Origin of the sequence: Pelobacter seleniigenes DSM 18267, assembly GCF_000711225.1 — a bacterium.
GTDB lineage: Bacteria > Desulfobacterota > Desulfuromonadia > Desulfuromonadales > Geopsychrobacteraceae > Seleniibacterium > Seleniibacterium seleniigenes.
This window is the reverse complement of record NZ_JOMG01000001.1, coordinates 403,403-418,889: the sequence shown is the minus strand read 5'-3', so window position 1 is coordinate 418,889 and position 15,487 is coordinate 403,403. Positions and strand designations below refer to the sequence as shown.

Sequence of the window (15,487 nt, the reverse complement as noted above, 5' to 3'; positions counted from 1 at the left end):
CCCTTCGTTGTAACTTCTAACTAACTGTAAAACCGGGGAAAGATCCTTCCAGTAAGGTTCTTTCCCCGGTTTGGTTATACCCCCCTGTGGACCTGGCCGCGGTCAGGTTTTCTGTTGAAAAGCCCTTAGATATCAATGTGTTGGGCCGATCTTTTCGGTTTGGCACCGCCTTTGCTCTCTGTTGGATCCGTCATGTCCACAAACACCGTTATGGATATGGCTGGATATCAAGTCGACCCGACAGTCCGTTGTTCTGCTGCCAGGGCCAGGTTACCGAGGAGAGAGCTTATGAAAGAAACGACACGACTGGAGCATGATCTGATTGGCGAAAAAGAGGTCCCCGCGGACTGTTATTACGGCATTCAGACCCTGCGCGCGCTGGAGAACTTCCCGATTACGGGAACTCCGATTTCCAAAAACCCGGAGCTGATCAGAGCCCTGGCCATGGTGAAAAAAGCGGCGGCCCTGGCCAATGAGGAGCTGGGCCTGCTGCCGGCCGAAATTGCCGCGGCGATCGGCAGCGCCTGCGATGAAGTGATTGGCGGCCGCTTGCATGAACATTTTGTGGTCGACGTGTTCCAGGGGGGCGCCGGGACTTCGACCAACATGAACGCCAACGAGGTTATCGCCAACCGCGCCCTGGAGCTGCTTGGCCGTAGCAAAGGGGAGTATGCCTATTGCCACCCCAATAACCATGTCAACTGTTCCCAGTCCACAAATGATGCCTATCCGACTGCTTTCCGGCTGGCCCTGCATGCCGATCTGAAACAGCTGATGACGCAAATGGGAGTCCTGCAGGACGCTTTCGCCGGCAAAGGCCTGGAGTTCGTCGATGTCCTCAAGATGGGCCGGACCCAGTTGCAGGATGCGGTACCGATGTCCCTGGGGCAGGAGTTTTCCGCTTACGCAACCACCATCGGTGAGGATATCGAGCGGGTTTTCGAGGTGCATAACCTGATTCACGAAATCAACCTCGGCGCAACCGCCATCGGCACCGGGATCAATACCCCGCCCGGCTACACCCGGCTGGTTACGGAGAAACTGCGCGAAATCACCGGGATTCCCCTGGTGACATCCGCGAACCTGGTGGAAGCAACCTGGGATACCGGGGCCTACATGCAGATCTCCGGCGTGCTCAAGCGGTTTGCGGTCAAGCTGTCCAAAATCTGCAGTGACCTGCGTCTGCTCTCTTCAGGGCCGCGGGCCGGCTTCAATGAGATCAACCTGCCGAAAATGCAGCCCGGTTCATCCATCATGCCGGGCAAGGTCAATCCGGTGATTCCCGAAGTGGTCAATCAGATTGCCTATCAGGTGGTCGGCGCCGACCTCACCATTACCATGGCCTCGGAAAACGGCCAGCTGGAGCTCAACGTCATGGAGCCGGTGATCGCCTACAACCTCTTCCAGTCGATCTCTCTGCTGGGCCGGGCTTGCGATGTCCTGGCGCAAAAATGTGTGGTCGGCATCAGCGCCAACCGGGATCGCTGCCGGGAAATGGTGGAGCGGAGTATCGGTATCGTGACGGCGCTCAATCCCAGCATCGGTTACGAAAATTCGACGGCCGTCGCCAAAGAGGCACTGGAAACCGATCGCTCGGTCTACGACCTGGTGCTGGAGAAAAACCTGCTCTCCAAAGAACAACTCGATTTCCTGCTTTCAGCCGAAAACATGATGCATTCCTGACCTGGTGTCCCGTGTGGTGAATCAGCCGCACGGGATGCTTAGCAGGCTTCAGCCCGGTTGTCGCAGGCCGAAGCCGTTCTTTCAATCAGTTTCACGCACTCGAAATCCGGGAGGAAAAACATGGAAACATCCGCAACCGTTGACCAGCAAACACCGCGACTGCCGAGCCTGCTACAGGTTTTATTTGTTCTTGGGGGCTTTTTGGCCCTGGCTTTTACCTTTACCAGCCTCGGCATCGAAATTCATCTGGCCATCTTCTCCGGCTGGTTCCTGGCCTTTGCCGTCGGTAAACAGGTCGGTTACAAGTACCAGGATCTGGAAAAAGCCCTGACCGGCGGGATCAGCAACGGCATGGATGCCGTCATCATCCTGCTGGCGGTCGGTGCCCTGGTCGGCACCTGGATTTCCGGGGGGATTGTCCCCAGCCTGATCTACTTCGGGCTCAAAGTGATCCATCCGTCCATCTTCCTGCTCGCCACCTTGATCATCTGTTCCCTGACGTCCATTGCCACCGGGACTTCCTGGGGAACCGCCGGGACCGCCGGTATCGCCATGATGGGGATCGGGGCCGGACTGGGGATTCCCGCGCCTCTGACCGCTGGTGCGGTGCTGTCCGGGGCGTATTTTGGAGATAAGCTGTCGCCGCTGTCCGACAGCACTATCCTGACCGCCTCCATGTCCGGCATCGATGTCATGGATCACATCAAGGGGATGTTGCCGGGTTCCATCATCGGTTATCTGCTGGCTGCGGCGGCCTTTACTGTGGCCGGTTTCACCGTTGGCAGCGGCCACGCGGACCTGGGGCAGATCGATGCGGTTATGGGGGCCATCGACAACATGTTCAACGTCAGCGTGTTCTGTCTGCTGCCGATGGTCCTGGTCGTGGTGCTGCTGGCCATGCGCAAGCCATCGATTCCGGTCATTACTTTCGGTGCCGTGCTCGGGATCGTCTGGGGGATTATTTTTCAGGGGCTGTCCCCGGTGGAAGCCATCAGTACCGCCTGGACCCAGATCCCCAAGGATACCGGCCTGGTCTTTATCGATAACATTCTCAGCCGCGGCGGGATGAACTCCATGCTCTGGTCGGTGGGGATCATCATCTTCGGCCTTGGTTTCGGCGGTTTGCTCGACAAAATCGGCGTCCTGAAGGTGCTTGCCAATAAAATCGAAAAAGGGATTAAGAGTGGCGGTTCACTGACCATCACCACCGTGATCGTCGGCTTTCTCGGCAACCTGTTCGGCAGCGCCATGTATGTTTCCCTGATCCTGACGCCCAAAATCATGGCCGAAAAATATGACGAGCTCGGTTACCACCGCCGGGTGCTGTCGCGGAATACCGAGTTCGGCGGCACCCTGACCTCGGGGATGGTCCCCTGGAGCGATAACGGTATCTATATGGCCGGAATCCTTGGCGTCGCCACCCTCGATTATCTCCCCTATATGTGGCTGTCCTTCGCCTGTATCGCCGTGACCATTGCCTTCGGCTTTACCGACAAGTTCATGTGGCGGACTGAAACGAGCACCCCGCTGGAGGTCGAAGAATACCGGGACGCCGCCTGATTTACCCGTTGTGTCGCAGCCGGAGCCCTGGGTTGCCGGCTGCGGCAGGTTTTTCAATTTTTCATTTCGAGGACCTGCCCGTGAAAAAGTTATTGCTCATTGCCACCGGCGGCACCATCGCCTGCTCAGCAGCGGATGATGGGCTGAGCCCGGTTTTTTGTGCCGATCAGTTACTCTCGCATCTTCCCGATATCCATACTCTATGCCAAATCGATAGTTGTTCACTGATGGCCATCGATAGCACCGACATGACCCCTGAGCGGATGGCCCGGATTGCCGAGACGATTTTTCAGAACTACCAGGACTACGACGGGTTTATCGTCACCCACGGCACCGATACCCTGGGTTACACCTCGGCGGCCCTGACCTACATGTTGCCGAATATCGGCAAACCGGTGGTGGTGACCGGGTCGCAGCTGGCCATCGAGGCCCGCTATACCGATGCCAAAGTGAATATCAGCGATGCCATCCGTTTTGCGCTGGAAGGAAAGCCAGGGATCTTTGTCGCTTTCGACGGTAAAATCATCAACGGCACCCGGGCCAAGAAGATCAAGACCCAAAGCATGGATGCCTTTGCCAGCGTTAATTTTCCCCTGGTCGCCGAAATCAAGCTGGGCCGCGTCATTTACAACAATGTCTTGGCCCTGGACGGCTATGCGGCCACCCTGAACAGCTGCTCACCGGCCCCCTTCGACTTGCGGAACTCCTTCTGCGACGATGTCTTCCTGTTGAAGATCTCCCCCTGTATCAAAGCGGACTTTTTGGCTCCCCTTAAACAGAACTGCCGGGGGGTGGTCATCGAGGGGTTCGGGATTGGTGGTATCCCCGGTACCCTGCTGTCCGCCATAGAGGACCTGATCAAGGCCGGCATCGCCGTGGTCATCGGTACCCAGTGCCTGGAAGAAGGGGTGGACTTGGACGTCTATGAGGTCGGCCAGAATCTGGCCCAATACGATGTGATCTATGCCGGCGACATGACCAGCGAAGCGTTGGTGATGAAGCTGATGTGGGCGCTGGGAAATTGTGACACTCTGCCCGCAGTCAAGGCCTTTATGGAGACCCCGGTCTTCGGTGACCGGATGAACTGAAGCCGTCATCCTTGCCAAACTTCAGTACAGCCCGGGCCTCTGCGAGCCCGGGCTGTACTGTTTTTGGAGTGCTTAGCGCTCAAGCCGTGGATCGATAAAGCGTCTGACCTCTTCATCATTGACGATCGCCGCAACAACCTTGGTCAGGGCGAAATTGCAGGCGTGAAAGATATCCAGCCCGGAGACATTATTCTCCCGGAATTGCTTTTTCAGGCCGCTCCCGGTTTCCAGGGTACAGCTGACCCGGCAGATTTCCGTCATGGGCGGAGAATAGGGGACCTGATACAGCTCATCCACCGACAGTTTGATCTCTTTGGCGGCAACAGGGCTGACCTGGACGCCGTTTTTGGCAAACTCTGCCTGGAGAAAAGCGATGGTCGTCGCCGTGGTCTCCTTAAGGTTGACCGGCACTCCACCGTAACGTGTGATCCGGAAATCGTCTTTGCTCTGACTGTTGACGATCTTGATGGCAGCGTCAGCCTGAAAAGGGGTGATCATGCCATCTTTCAGCGGCGCCGGAGTTGGAGCATAGGGGGCGCAGGCAAACAGACTGCAGCAACAGATAACAAGCAGAATCTTTTTCATGGTTCCCTCCTGGTCGGGACAAGAAATTAAGTGGCGCAGGCCGGCTGAAAATAGATGTTGAAACTATCGAATTTGCTATTGCTAAAATAGCATAAGGATACAGCTGAATGGATGAGAAAAAGCCCTGCAATGATGGCAGGGCTTTTTCTCGGGGACAATGGAGAATGTCGCTCGTTTAAGAGCAGATGGCAGCAAAACCGGGACTGTCCCCGCACGGGGGCTGTCCCAGGTCTTTGCGGTGCTAACCCCTACAGTTTCATGGCTCGCAAACTCTTGGGACAGCCCCCGATGATCCTGGGGACAGTCCCGAGTTTACTGCGAAGTTGCTTAAACGAGCGCCATTCGAGACAATGGAAGGAATTCTCCGCCGGAAAAGGCTGGGAGGCCGCTGTTGTCCGGCTGAGCTTCCGCAGTACCGGGTCAGGCCGCCAGTTCCAGGCAGCGGTCAAGGAAACGCCGCGCGGTCTGTTCCTTGTGCCACATGTCGTCGCCCATATGGGAACGCATCTCGACGGCTACGAAGGTGGCTTTGCAGCCGTCGGTCACCGGCCAGGACGCGATCTCTTTAAGGATCGCCGCACCCAGTTCCGGAGTCATATACCCCGGGCTCTTGAATTCGGGCGCCTGCCCCATATCCATATGCCAGTCGCCGTACATGGGGTGGCTGGGATCGGTCACTGCGTTACAGAGGTGCAACTGGGACAGGAACGGTTTGGCCACGCGCAACGATTCGATCAGATCGATTCCTCCCAGCGCTTCATGGGCGCTGTCCCAGTGGATAAAGGTGTTGGGGCATTGCTGATGGAGGGGCGCAAACCACTCCACCGCTTCCCTGATCGGCCCGATCAGCTGTTTCTTGTGGGCATGGCGGTCGAGCGGTTCCACCAGGACCTGTTTTTCCGGGTCGCTGGCCAGGTGGTCGGCAATCCGGCACATGGAATCAAAGAAAACTTTTTTGGCTTCTTCCCGCTCCCCCTCGCCCGGGTCGCTGCCGCTCGGCAGGCCGATCTTGTCGGCTCCGCATTCAATGGCGTAGTTGAGCAGTTCGATGGTGCGTTTCACTGATTTTTCCCGCAACTGGGCATCCAGGGTGCTCAGGTTGAGGTTTTCGGCCAGCAGCGTTGGTGTCGCCCACATGGTGAGTTCCCAGTTGTTCTGCCGGCAATAGTCGCGGACCCGGCGGATGTTTGCCGGCTCGAAGAAGAAACCGGTCTCAACGGCCTGGTAATAGTTGAGGGCACTCAATCCCTCCATGGTATCGACCATCATGTTCTCATTGCTTTGCAGGGGCATAAAGGTTTCATAGACATGACAGGAACGGAAAATCTCTTGCTTCTTCACGTTGGACTCCTTGTGAGTGATCTTGCCTACCTCGGACTGATCCCGGTGGTGGCACAGGTCGGGCTCAGCCATTGAATGCGATCTGACTTAGTACCATATGATATTATCATTCCCCGGGTCTACTCTGCATCGCTTTTTCTTTCCTGCTCCGGGTCCTGTTCTGGTTTTGAACTCAGCTCTTCAGGGGAAATCAATGGCAGACAAAGACCGCTAAAAAGCGCTATAATAACGGCCAGGTTTGCTTCAAGTGCGCGCATACACCCCCTCTGTTCATCGTGTCCCTTCCCGATGATGGTGAACAGGTCAATATCCCGATATTGTCCAGGTCAGTGTCCAGTGCGGTCAGTTCTTGCAGATCCTGTGGAGATTTTCGGGGTGCTGGCCAGGGATGCTGCCGGTCAGTTCGGGGTGGTCCTTGGAATGGCGCTAGTTTAAGCACTTTCGTAGCAAACTCGAGACTGTCCCCAGGGGCATCGGGGGCTGTCCCAAGAGTTTGCGAGGCATGGAACTGTAGCGGTTAACACCGCAAAGACCTGGGACAGCCCCCGTGCGGGGACAGTCCCGGTTTTGCTGCCAGCGACTCTTAAACTAGCGCCATTCGGTACACCTTGTCTTTTAACTCATACCGACCAAGTTGAACAACGATGTCTATCCGAAAAACATTTCAGCAATTGCTCTGGCCCATATTTTTACCGACTTTCTGTGCCTTCTTAAGCCTGAGAGCCTCTTTGATCCTGTTGCCGCTGTATGTGCTGGAGCGGGGCTACGATCCGGCTTTTGCCGCCTTTATCATCAGTATCCGCGGAATCGGCATGCTCTTCATGGACGTGCCCGCCGGGTTTCTGGTGGCACGGCTCGGCGACAAGGGGGGCATTGTCCTGGGGAACATCGCTGCCGCGCTGTCCTTGCTGCTGTTTGCGGTTTTTGATCAGCCGGTCATATATGTTTGCAGTGCGCTGCTGTCCGGGGCGGCTTTTTCGGTGATGATGCTGGCCAGGCTGTCTTACGTCGGGGAAAAGTGCGAATTGCAGGAGCGCGGCCGGGTGATCGCCTTTATGGCCGGATTGCAGCGGGTCGGGGGGATCATCGGTCCGATCGGGGGCGGCTTCATTGCAACCTATTTCGGCTATGTCCCGGCCCTGCTTACCCTTGCCGGAATGACCCTGGTGGCAGCTGTTATCAGCCAGGTCTGTTGCGACAGCACCGCGCCGGACCGGGCGAACGCTCCCCAGCCCCATGCGTTTGTCAGCATCCTGAACGCCAACCGGACAATTTTTCTGACCTCCGGTATTGGCACCCTCGGGCTGATGAGCCTGCGCGGGGCCAGCCCTTTGCTGGTCACTCTGTTCGGTAGCGCCCTGGCGTTGACCGCGGCCCAGATTGGTTTTTTCGCCTCGTTAACGACCATCCTCGAATTCGTCATGTTTTTACCGGCCGGCCATATCATGGACAAATGGGGGCGTAAGTTCACACTGATTCCGGGGACCTTCTTCATGGCGGCCAGCCTGCTGATCCTGGCTCTGTTCCCCACGCTCCCCGGTTATATCGCCGGGACATTGCTGATGGCTTTCGGCAACGGCCTGGCCACCGGGGTGATCATGTCCATTGGTTCCGATCTGGCTCCGCCCGAATGCCGGGGGCAATTCCTGGGGGTTTGGCGATTTGTTTGTGATCTCGGTTTTACCGGCGGCCCGCTCTTTGTAACCGGGTTGATGGGGCTGGTCGGCCTCGGGGTGAGTTCCGTGGTGCTGGGCGGTGTCGCATCCTGCTTTGCGCTGGTCATGTGGTTTTTTGCTCCGGAAAGCATGAAAAAAATGTCTTCAAGAGTAAACTGAAGATGTCATGAGATTTTGTCCGGAAACGCCCGACTTGATTTGAAAAAGCCCGGATCCGTTCCTCTCTTCTCTACACCTGGGGGTGGTTAGATGCTGCCAAACGGATATCCTTTCGACCTCAATCACCTGTATGAGAGCTGGAAGCTCGTGGTGCGTGAAGGGGGCAGCGTGGCCCAATGTTCCGGTGTCGATCCGGCTGTGCTGCGTTCCTGGCAGCGCTGCCTGGGGCGGCGGGTTGCGGAATCCGGTCCGGCAAACCATAGCTCTTCCGCAGCGGCCATCAATATTCCCCCCCCTGACAAAGAGTTTTTGCTCAATGATGCCCTGTCCCACCTCGAAGATTGCCACCAGTACCTGGAAGGGACTAAAAGCGTGCTGGCACTTTCCTTCAGCGATGCCCATTTTCTCCACGTGATCGGCAACCATGACATGCTTGCCCATGTCGCGCAGCTGGGCGGGAAGGTCGGCAGTTGCTGGGATGAGGCGGTGGCCGGAACCAACGCGATCGCACTCTGCCTGGAGAGTGCCGCACCGACCCAGGTGATCGGCGCCGAGCATTTTTTCAGCAGCATGCACAGCCTGGCCACCACGGCCGCACCGGTCCATGATGTCGGCGGACGGATCATCGCGGTTGTCGCCCTGATGACCCCGGTTCAGGATGCCACCCCCCACGCCTTATCCATGACCATGACCGTCTCCCGGGCCATAGAGAACAGCATGCAGGTCCAGTATTGCCTGCGCGAAGCCAATTCCCGGCTGATCGAGATGAATGCCGTTTTAAGTTCCATCGCCGACGGTATCCTGGTCTGGGACGGATCCGGGATTGTGACCCATATCAATACCACTGCCGCGGATATGCTGCAGCTGGCCATCCCTTCGGTGCAGGGAGAATGGATCGGCTCCATTCTCCGCTTGCCCGAGGTGCTGAAAGAGGCCTGGGAGCAGGGGCGCGCCATCAAGGATGTGGAGACCACCTTCGGTGTGGGAGAGCAGCATGTTTCCGCTCTTGCCAGCCTGCTGCCGTACCGGGCCGACAGTTCCCGGGGCATGGGGTTCCTGTTGGTGCTGAGGGATATTGCCGACGTCCGGCGGCTGGTCAATCGTCAGGCCGGAACCCAGGCCCGGCTTCGTTTTGAGGATTTGTCGGTCAATTCCCCGGCGATGATGCGGGTCGTGAAGCAGGCTCGCTCCGCGGCCCATAGCAGCGCTCCCGTGCTGATCCGCGGCGATGATGGCACCGGGCGGATCCAGCTGGCCCAGGCCATTCATAACGAGGGGCCCAGGGCCGGGAAGCCCTTTCTGGCTATCAACTGCAATGCCATTCCGGTGGGGCTGATGGCAACGGAATTCCTCGGTGTCGGCAGCGGCAAGGGGCTGCCGGGCCGGCCCAGTAAATTCGAGCTGGCCGACGGTGGTACGCTGTTGCTGGATCGGGTGGAAACCCTTTCGATGGAGATGCAGTCAGCACTGGTTCACCTGATCGAAAGCGGCACCGTGATGCGGCTGCAAAGCCATCAGCCGATTCCGGTCGATGTGCGGATCATTGCGCTGACCTCGAGCGATCTGGAGAAAAAGGTTGCGGATGGCTCCTTCAACCGGCGCCTCTACTACGCTTTTTTCATTTTCAGTATTGTGGTGCCGGCCTTGCGGGAGCGCCCGGAAGATATCCGTTATTCGGCCCAGCGTTGTGTTGCCCGGCTCGCGGAGAGTCGGCAGCGGCAATTGAGTATTGACGAGGAGGCTTTAAAAGTTCTGGAACGCTACCATTGGCCGGGCAATTCCCGTGAACTGGAGAATGCCATGGAACAGGCCGCCGGACAGTGCTCCCATGGCCTGATTCGGCCCGAGGACCTACCGGACGCTATTTGTTCCGGGCGGGTCTTCGAACTCCCCACCTCAGCCCACCAGGTCCTCTCTGCCGTGCAAGCCCAGCGCGAAGCTATCAAGCGCGCAGCCTGGGTGACCGGGGGACGCGCCGGAGCTATGGCCGATATGCTGGGAATCAGCAGGACCACCCTATGGCGGCGTCTGAAAGACATGAACCTGGAACTGGAGCAGTTTCGCAAGCGCTAATGTTTCGATTTGAAACGTTAGCGCTTTTTTTGTTCTTTTGTGAAACAAAATAAGATTTTTTTTTGCAAAAAGAACCTTTTCGCCGTACCGCTAGTAGATACCTGTGCACGTGGAGGAGGGCGGGATCCTGGCTTACCGATTATTCCGTTAGGCCCTGCCAACTGCGTGTCACCAACATACGGGAGGTCTGCTATGGATGGGTTTCTAGGCGAATTTTTGGGAACAATGATGTTGGTTATCCTTGGCGATGGAGTGGTCGGCGGGGTTCTGCTGAAGAATTCCAAAGCCGAGAATGCGGGCTGGATGGTGATTACCTCCGGCTGGGCGTTTGCCGTCATGGTCGGGGTGTTCCTGGCCGTAGCCCTGGGCAGCCCCGGGCATATTAACCCGGCGGTGACCGTGGCCATGGCGGTGGCCGGGAAGTTTCCTTGGGCGCAGGTTCCCATGTATCTGTTCGCTCAGGTCCTCGGTGCCTTCGTCGCCGGGGTCATCGTCTGGCTCCATTATCTGCCCCACTGGCAGGAGACGGAAGGCCAGGGCCTGAAGCTGGCGGTCTTTTCCACCGGCCCTGCCATTCGCAAAACCGGGCCCAACCTGATCAGCGAAATCATTGGTACCATCGTCCTGGTGATCGGGGTGGCGGCCATCTTCAAAGGAGCGGTAGCACCGGCAGTGGGACCGTTTCTGGTCGGCGTGCTGGTGTGGGGGATCGGCTTGTCGCTGGGAGGTACCACCGGCTACGCCATCAACCCCGCCCGCGATCTCGGCCCACGGATCGCTCATCAATTACTGCCCATCAGCGGCAAGGGGGAATCGGATTGGGGGTATGGCTGGATTCCAGTGGTCGGTCCGCTCCTCGGAGGGGGAGTTGCCGGCCTGGTCATAATCTCGTTAAGTTTATAAGGAAGACGTTTCGCATCGCTTTCACACCACAGGAGGATTCGTTATGAAAAAACTGATCAACGATGTCGACCAGGTTGTAGTTGAGCAATTACAGGGGATGGCCGCTGCCCACCCGGAACTGCAGGTGAATATCGCCCCGCACTATATCTGCCGGGCGAAAAAAGGGGACAAGGTGGCGGTTATTTCCGGCGGTGGCAGCGGTCACGAACCCATGCACGGCGGTTTTGTCGGCTTCGGGATGCTGGACGGGGCCTGCCCGGGCGAAGTCTTTACCTCACCGACTCCCGACCAGATGTATGAATGCGCCAAGGCTGTGGGCAGTGACAAGGGCGTTCTTTTCCTGGTTAAGAACTATACCGGCGACGTGATGAATTTCGAAACGGCAGCGGAACTGGTTGCCGCGGAAGGGATGCCGATTCAGAGCATCCTGGTGGATGACGATGTGGCGGTGAAAGACAGCCTGTATACCGCCGGGCGGCGCGGTGTCGGGCTGACCGTGCTGATGGAGAAAATCGTCGGCGCCGCCGCGGAAGCCGGCTATTCCCTGGAAGCTTGCGCGGACCTGGCCAGAAAGGTCAACCTCAACGGGCGTTCCATGGGCATGGCCCTGACCGCCTGCACCGTGCCTGCGGCAGGGAAACCGAATTTTGAGCTGGGCGACAATGAAATCGAAATCGGCATCGGGATTCATGGTGAACCCGGCATCCGGAAGGCCGCCATGCAAACCGCCGATGAAATTACCGAGACCCTCTTTACCCAGATCATTGAAGACCAGGGTTACAGCCGGACCGTGCGGGAATGGGATAACAATTCAAGCCAGTGGGAAGAGAAAAAACTGGTGGATGAGGATTTTGCGCCGGGCGATGAAATGATCGCTTTTGTCAACAGTATGGGCGGAACTCCGCTGTCGGAACTGTATGCGGTCTATCGTAAACTGGACCAGCTGTGTGCGGCAAAGAACATCAAGATCGTCCGCAACCTGATCGGTCCCTACATCACTTCGTTGGAAATGCAGGGCTTCTCCATCACCCTGTTAAAAGCGGATGCCGAGATATTGAAGTTCTGGGATGCCCCGGTGAACACCCCGGGATTGCGCTGGGGAATGTAACGTCACAGAGAATTTAACGAGCGCCGGCGGGTGGCAGTCCCATCCGTCGGCTGTGGAGGAGTTGATGGTTGTCACAAAAAAACAGATTATCGCCTGGCTGGATCGGATTGCCATGGTTATGAAAGAAAACCGGGAGTATCTCATCGAACTCGATTCCGCCATCGGCGATGCTGACCACGGGATCAATATGAGCCGCGGTTTCAGCAAGGTGCAGGAAAAACTGCCGGAACTGTCCCAGGGGGATATCGGAACGATTCTGAAGACCACCGGGATGACCCTGATGTCGAGTGTCGGGGGCGCCAGCGGCCCGCTTTACGGGACCTTCTTCATGCGTTGCGGCATGGCCCTGGCAGCCAAGGAAGAGCTCGACTGCAAAGATGTCCTGGCCCTGTTTAAAGCCGGTAGCGAAGGTATTCTGCAGCGCGGCAAACCGAATCTTGGCGACAAGACCATGTATGACGTCTGGGCTCCGGTCATCGCCTGTTTCGAGACCACCAGCCAGGAGAACGATCAGGATCTGGCGGCCACCCTGAGTGCCTGTGTTGAGGAAGCCGAAGCGGCTATGAAAGCGACGATCCCCATGCTGGCCAAAAAAGGTCGGGCCAGTTATCTCGGGGAAAGAAGCATCGGGCATCAGGATCCGGGAGCAACATCTTCCTATCTTATTCTGAAAGCGTTGTGGGAGACGCTGGACGCTTGACGAATACGAGTGGTCAGCTTTTTTGCAGGTGGAAGGACAGTTAAGTATGGTCGGAATTGTGGTTGTTTCGCATAGTCACAGCCTGGTTGCCGGGCTGCAGGATCTGGTTGCCCAGATGGTTCCGGAAATGAGTAATATCGTTTATGTCGGCGGGACCGGCGATCCGGAAAACCCGATCGGGACCGACCCCATGCAGGTTCTTCAGGCGATCAACCAGGTGGGCGGAGCGGACGGTGTCCTGGTCCTGATGGATTTGGGCAGCGCTTTGCTCAGTGCTGAAACCGCCCTCGATTTTCTCGAGGAACTGCCGCGGGAGCGAGTGCGACTGAGTTCTGCACCGCTGGTGGAAGGAACGCTCTCTGCCGCCATTCAGGCCTCCATGGGGGCTGATCTGGAGATGGTGGCGGCGGAAGCGGAGAGTGCACTGACGGTCAAAATTCAGCAATTGGGGGAGACCGGTCCGGATTCAAGCGCCGCCAGTGGCGAGGAGCCCAGCGGGGATACCTTGGAACTGGAACTGGTCATCCAGAATGCCAACGGCCTCCATGCCCGCCCTGCGGCGCGCCTGGTGACCTGTGCCGGTTCGTTCGCGGCGAAAATCTGGATTCAAAAAAACGGCACGCGGGCCAACGCTAAAAGTATCAACCAGGTCGCCACCCTGGGAATCCGCAAAGGGGATCGGGTGGTCCTGACCTTTGCCGGGGCGGATGCCGCGGCGGCACAGCAGGCCGTTGCAGCACTGCATGCGGATAACTTTGGTGAAACCGAAAGCCAAACAGCCCCGGTCCCGGTCACGGAGAAAAGCGTTGCCGGGGGGGACGAAGCAGGTGTCCTCAGCGGCGTGCCAGTGGCCAGGGGAATTGCCATCGGTCCCGTTCAGACCTATCTTTCGACCGTCGTTGAGGTGACACCCCGGACCGTTGCCGACAGCGCAGCGGAAACCGACCGGTTCAAAGACGCCCTGCAGGCCGCGGTCAAAAACAGCGAGCAGCTACGGATCCAGACCAAAGCCAGCGCCGGCAAGGAGCAGGCCGAGATCTTTGAATTCCACAAGCTTTTGCTGCAGGACGAAGAAACTGTTAACAAGGCCATCGCAATGATCAGCGAGCAACAGCAGTGCGCCGAATACGCCTGGAAAACTGTCACCGATGCCGTGGCCGAGAGTTATGCAGCGGTTAACGATGACTATCTGAGAGCTCGGGCTGCCGATGTTTACGATATTCAGCAAGCGGTCCTGCTCCGGCTTGGCGCTGGAGTCAGTTCCCATTTTGCACCTGCTGAACCGGTCATTGTCTTTGCCCGGGAATTATCCCCCTCCGCAGTGGCGGACCTCCCCCGGGACAAGGTCCTGGGACTCTGCCTGGCGACCGGCGGGGGAACCTCCCATGCGGCGATTATCGCAGCCGCCCGCGGTATTCCGGCAGTGGTCGGAGTCAAAGGGGCGCTGGCTGCGGTCAAAGACGGGCAGCTGGTCATTCTGGATGGCGAAGCCGGGCGGATTCTGACCGCCCCGGACGGTGCAGTCCTGGCCACCTACCGGAACAAACAGGCCGACTGGTTGCGGATCCAGGAACGCCAGCGGCAAACCAGCCAGGAACCGGCCGTCACCGCGGACGGGGTCCGCATCGGGATTGAGGCCAATATCGGTGGAACCGCGGACCTGCAGTCGGCGCTGGATAATGGCGCTGAAGGGGTTGGGCTGTTTCGGACCGAATTCCTGTTTCTGGACCGTAATGACGAACCGGATGAGGATGAGCAATGCGCCATCTATCGCCGCGTTGCCGAGGAAATGGGGGAGCGTCCGGTGATTATCCGCACCCTCGATATCGGCGGCGACAAACCGGTCCCCTATGTTTTCAGCGATCCGGAAGAGAACCCTTTCCTGGGGCTGCGGGGTATTCGCCTGACCCTGGCCAACCCAGAGCTGTTTCTGCGCCAGTTGCGGGCGATCCTGCGTGCCAGCGTCGGCAGCGGGATCAAGATCATGTTTCCGATGATCAGTACCCTTGCCGAGTTTCAGGAGGCCGTAGCTGTACTGGATGAAGCCAAGGCACAGCTGCGCTCTCAGGGGATCGCCTTTAACGAAGCCATCTCGGTCGGGGTGATGATCGAAGTTCCGGCCGCCGTCGCCAGCGCCGATCAATTGGCCGCCGCCGCGGATTTTTTCAGCATCGGGACCAACGATCTCGCCCAATATGTGATGGCGGCCGATCGCGGTAACCCGAATGTTGCCAGCTTGCCCGATCCTTTCCAGCCGGCGGTGCTGAGGATGATCAAACAGACGGTCAGTGCCGGTCATGATGCCGGGATTCCGGTCGGCATGTGTGGAGCATTTGCCGGCCTGCCGGAAGCGGCGGGGTTGCTGGTCGGTCTCGGCCTGGATGAATTGAGCATGAATGCGGCCGCAATTCCCGCCCAGAAGGATGCGCTCCGCCAGTGGTCCGCCGCCACCGCCGCAGAACTGACCCGGGACGCGCTCGCCGCAAATTCGGCGGCGGATGTCCGCCAACTGAGTCGGAACCGGCAGCCTGCCCCCTGAATCGGATCCTGTCCCGAATTAACCAGACGCCAGTCGAGGGCATCCCTTGGCTGGCGTTTTATTATGCTGAAA

Annotated in this window: 11 protein-coding genes; 9 read left to right on the top strand and 2 right to left on the bottom strand. The window is 58.1% G+C overall.

What is annotated here, in order from left to right:
* The first annotated feature begins 288 nt into the window (after positions 1-288).
* The 3 genes from aspA (at position 289) to N909_RS0101800 (ending at position 4,331) form a co-directional block, all read left to right on the top strand.
* On the top strand, positions 289-1,683 hold the full coding sequence (aspA, locus tag N909_RS0101815; protein WP_029910495.1) for an aspartate ammonia-lyase: 1,395 nt from the start codon (positions 289-291) through the stop codon (positions 1,681-1,683).
* 120 nt (positions 1,684-1,803) lie between these two features.
* The gene (nhaC, locus tag N909_RS0101805; protein WP_029910493.1) at positions 1,804-3,243 is read left to right on the top strand and encodes a Na+/H+ antiporter NhaC; all 1,440 of its coding nucleotides are present in this window, start codon (positions 1,804-1,806) and stop codon (positions 3,241-3,243) included.
* Positions 3,244-3,323: 80 nt separating this feature from the next.
* The gene (locus tag N909_RS0101800) at positions 3,324-4,331 is read left to right on the top strand and encodes an asparaginase (protein ID WP_029910491.1); all 1,008 of its coding nucleotides are present in this window, start codon (positions 3,324-3,326) and stop codon (positions 4,329-4,331) included.
* Positions 4,332-4,403: 72 nt separating this feature from the next.
* Here N909_RS0101800 and N909_RS0101795 read toward each other — a convergent pair whose 3' ends face one another.
* A complete protein-coding gene (locus N909_RS0101795) occupies positions 4,404-4,916 on the bottom strand; it encodes a YajG family lipoprotein (RefSeq protein WP_029910488.1) in 513 nt (170 codons plus the stop codon).
* A 420-nt stretch (positions 4,917-5,336) separates the two neighbouring features.
* Positions 5,337-6,257, bottom strand: coding sequence for a sugar phosphate isomerase/epimerase family protein (locus N909_RS0101790; RefSeq protein WP_029910485.1), 921 nt, complete (start codon positions 6,255-6,257; stop codon positions 5,337-5,339).
* 644 nt (positions 6,258-6,901) lie between these two features.
* Here N909_RS0101790 and N909_RS0101785 point away from each other — a divergent pair.
* The 6 genes from N909_RS0101785 to ptsP all read left to right on the top strand — a co-directional run bounded on the left by N909_RS0101785 (position 6,902) and on the right by ptsP (position 15,415).
* Positions 6,902-8,092 carry an MFS transporter gene (locus tag N909_RS0101785; RefSeq protein ID WP_084167342.1) on the top strand — a complete coding sequence of 397 codons (1,191 nt, stop codon included), beginning with the start codon at positions 6,902-6,904 and terminating at the stop codon, positions 8,090-8,092.
* 90 nt (positions 8,093-8,182) lie between these two features.
* The gene (dhaR, locus tag N909_RS0101780) at positions 8,183-10,165 is read left to right on the top strand and encodes a dihydroxyacetone kinase operon transcriptional regulator DhaR (protein WP_029910480.1); all 1,983 of its coding nucleotides are present in this window, start codon (positions 8,183-8,185) and stop codon (positions 10,163-10,165) included.
* Between the two features lie 192 nt (positions 10,166-10,357).
* On the top strand, positions 10,358-11,068 hold the full coding sequence (locus tag N909_RS0101775) for an MIP/aquaporin family protein (RefSeq protein ID WP_029910477.1): 711 nt from the start codon (positions 10,358-10,360) through the stop codon (positions 11,066-11,068).
* A gap of 43 nt (positions 11,069-11,111) precedes the next feature.
* Positions 11,112-12,176: a dihydroxyacetone kinase subunit DhaK gene (gene dhaK / locus N909_RS0101770; protein WP_029910473.1), complete on the top strand. Its 1,065-nt coding sequence runs from the start codon at positions 11,112-11,114 to the stop codon at positions 12,174-12,176.
* Between the two features lie 64 nt (positions 12,177-12,240).
* The gene (dhaL, locus tag N909_RS0101765) at positions 12,241-12,876 is read left to right on the top strand and encodes a dihydroxyacetone kinase subunit DhaL (RefSeq protein WP_029910470.1); all 636 of its coding nucleotides are present in this window, start codon (positions 12,241-12,243) and stop codon (positions 12,874-12,876) included.
* Positions 12,877-12,922: 46 nt separating this feature from the next.
* Positions 12,923-15,415, top strand: coding sequence for a phosphoenolpyruvate--protein phosphotransferase (gene ptsP, locus N909_RS0101760; RefSeq protein WP_029910467.1), 2,493 nt, complete (start codon positions 12,923-12,925; stop codon positions 15,413-15,415).
* Positions 15,416-15,487: the final 72 nt, after the last annotated feature.

What these genes read in the sequence shown, in the direction of transcription:
- dhaR (WP_029910480.1), top strand. Translation starts at nt 8,183, where the DNA reads ATGCTGCCAAACGGATATCCTTTCGACCTCAATCACCTGTATGAGAGC.
- N909_RS0101775 (WP_029910477.1), top strand. Translation starts at nt 10,358, where the DNA reads ATGGATGGGTTTCTAGGCGAATTTTTGGGAACAATGATGTTGGTTATC.
- aspA (WP_029910495.1), top strand. Translation starts at nt 289, where the DNA reads ATGAAAGAAACGACACGACTGGAGCATGATCTGATTGGCGAAAAAGAG.
- N909_RS0101785 (WP_084167342.1), top strand. Translation starts at nt 6,902, where the DNA reads ATGTCTATCCGAAAAACATTTCAGCAATTGCTCTGGCCCATATTTTTA.
- dhaK (WP_029910473.1), top strand. Translation starts at nt 11,112, where the DNA reads ATGAAAAAACTGATCAACGATGTCGACCAGGTTGTAGTTGAGCAATTA.
- nhaC (WP_029910493.1), top strand. Translation starts at nt 1,804, where the DNA reads ATGGAAACATCCGCAACCGTTGACCAGCAAACACCGCGACTGCCGAGC.
- ptsP (WP_029910467.1), top strand. Translation starts at nt 12,923, where the DNA reads ATGGTCGGAATTGTGGTTGTTTCGCATAGTCACAGCCTGGTTGCCGGG.
- dhaL (WP_029910470.1), top strand. Translation starts at nt 12,241, where the DNA reads ATGGTTGTCACAAAAAAACAGATTATCGCCTGGCTGGATCGGATTGCC.
- N909_RS0101795 (WP_029910488.1), bottom strand. Translation starts at nt 4,916, where the DNA reads ATGAAAAAGATTCTGCTTGTTATCTGTTGCTGCAGTCTGTTTGCCTGC.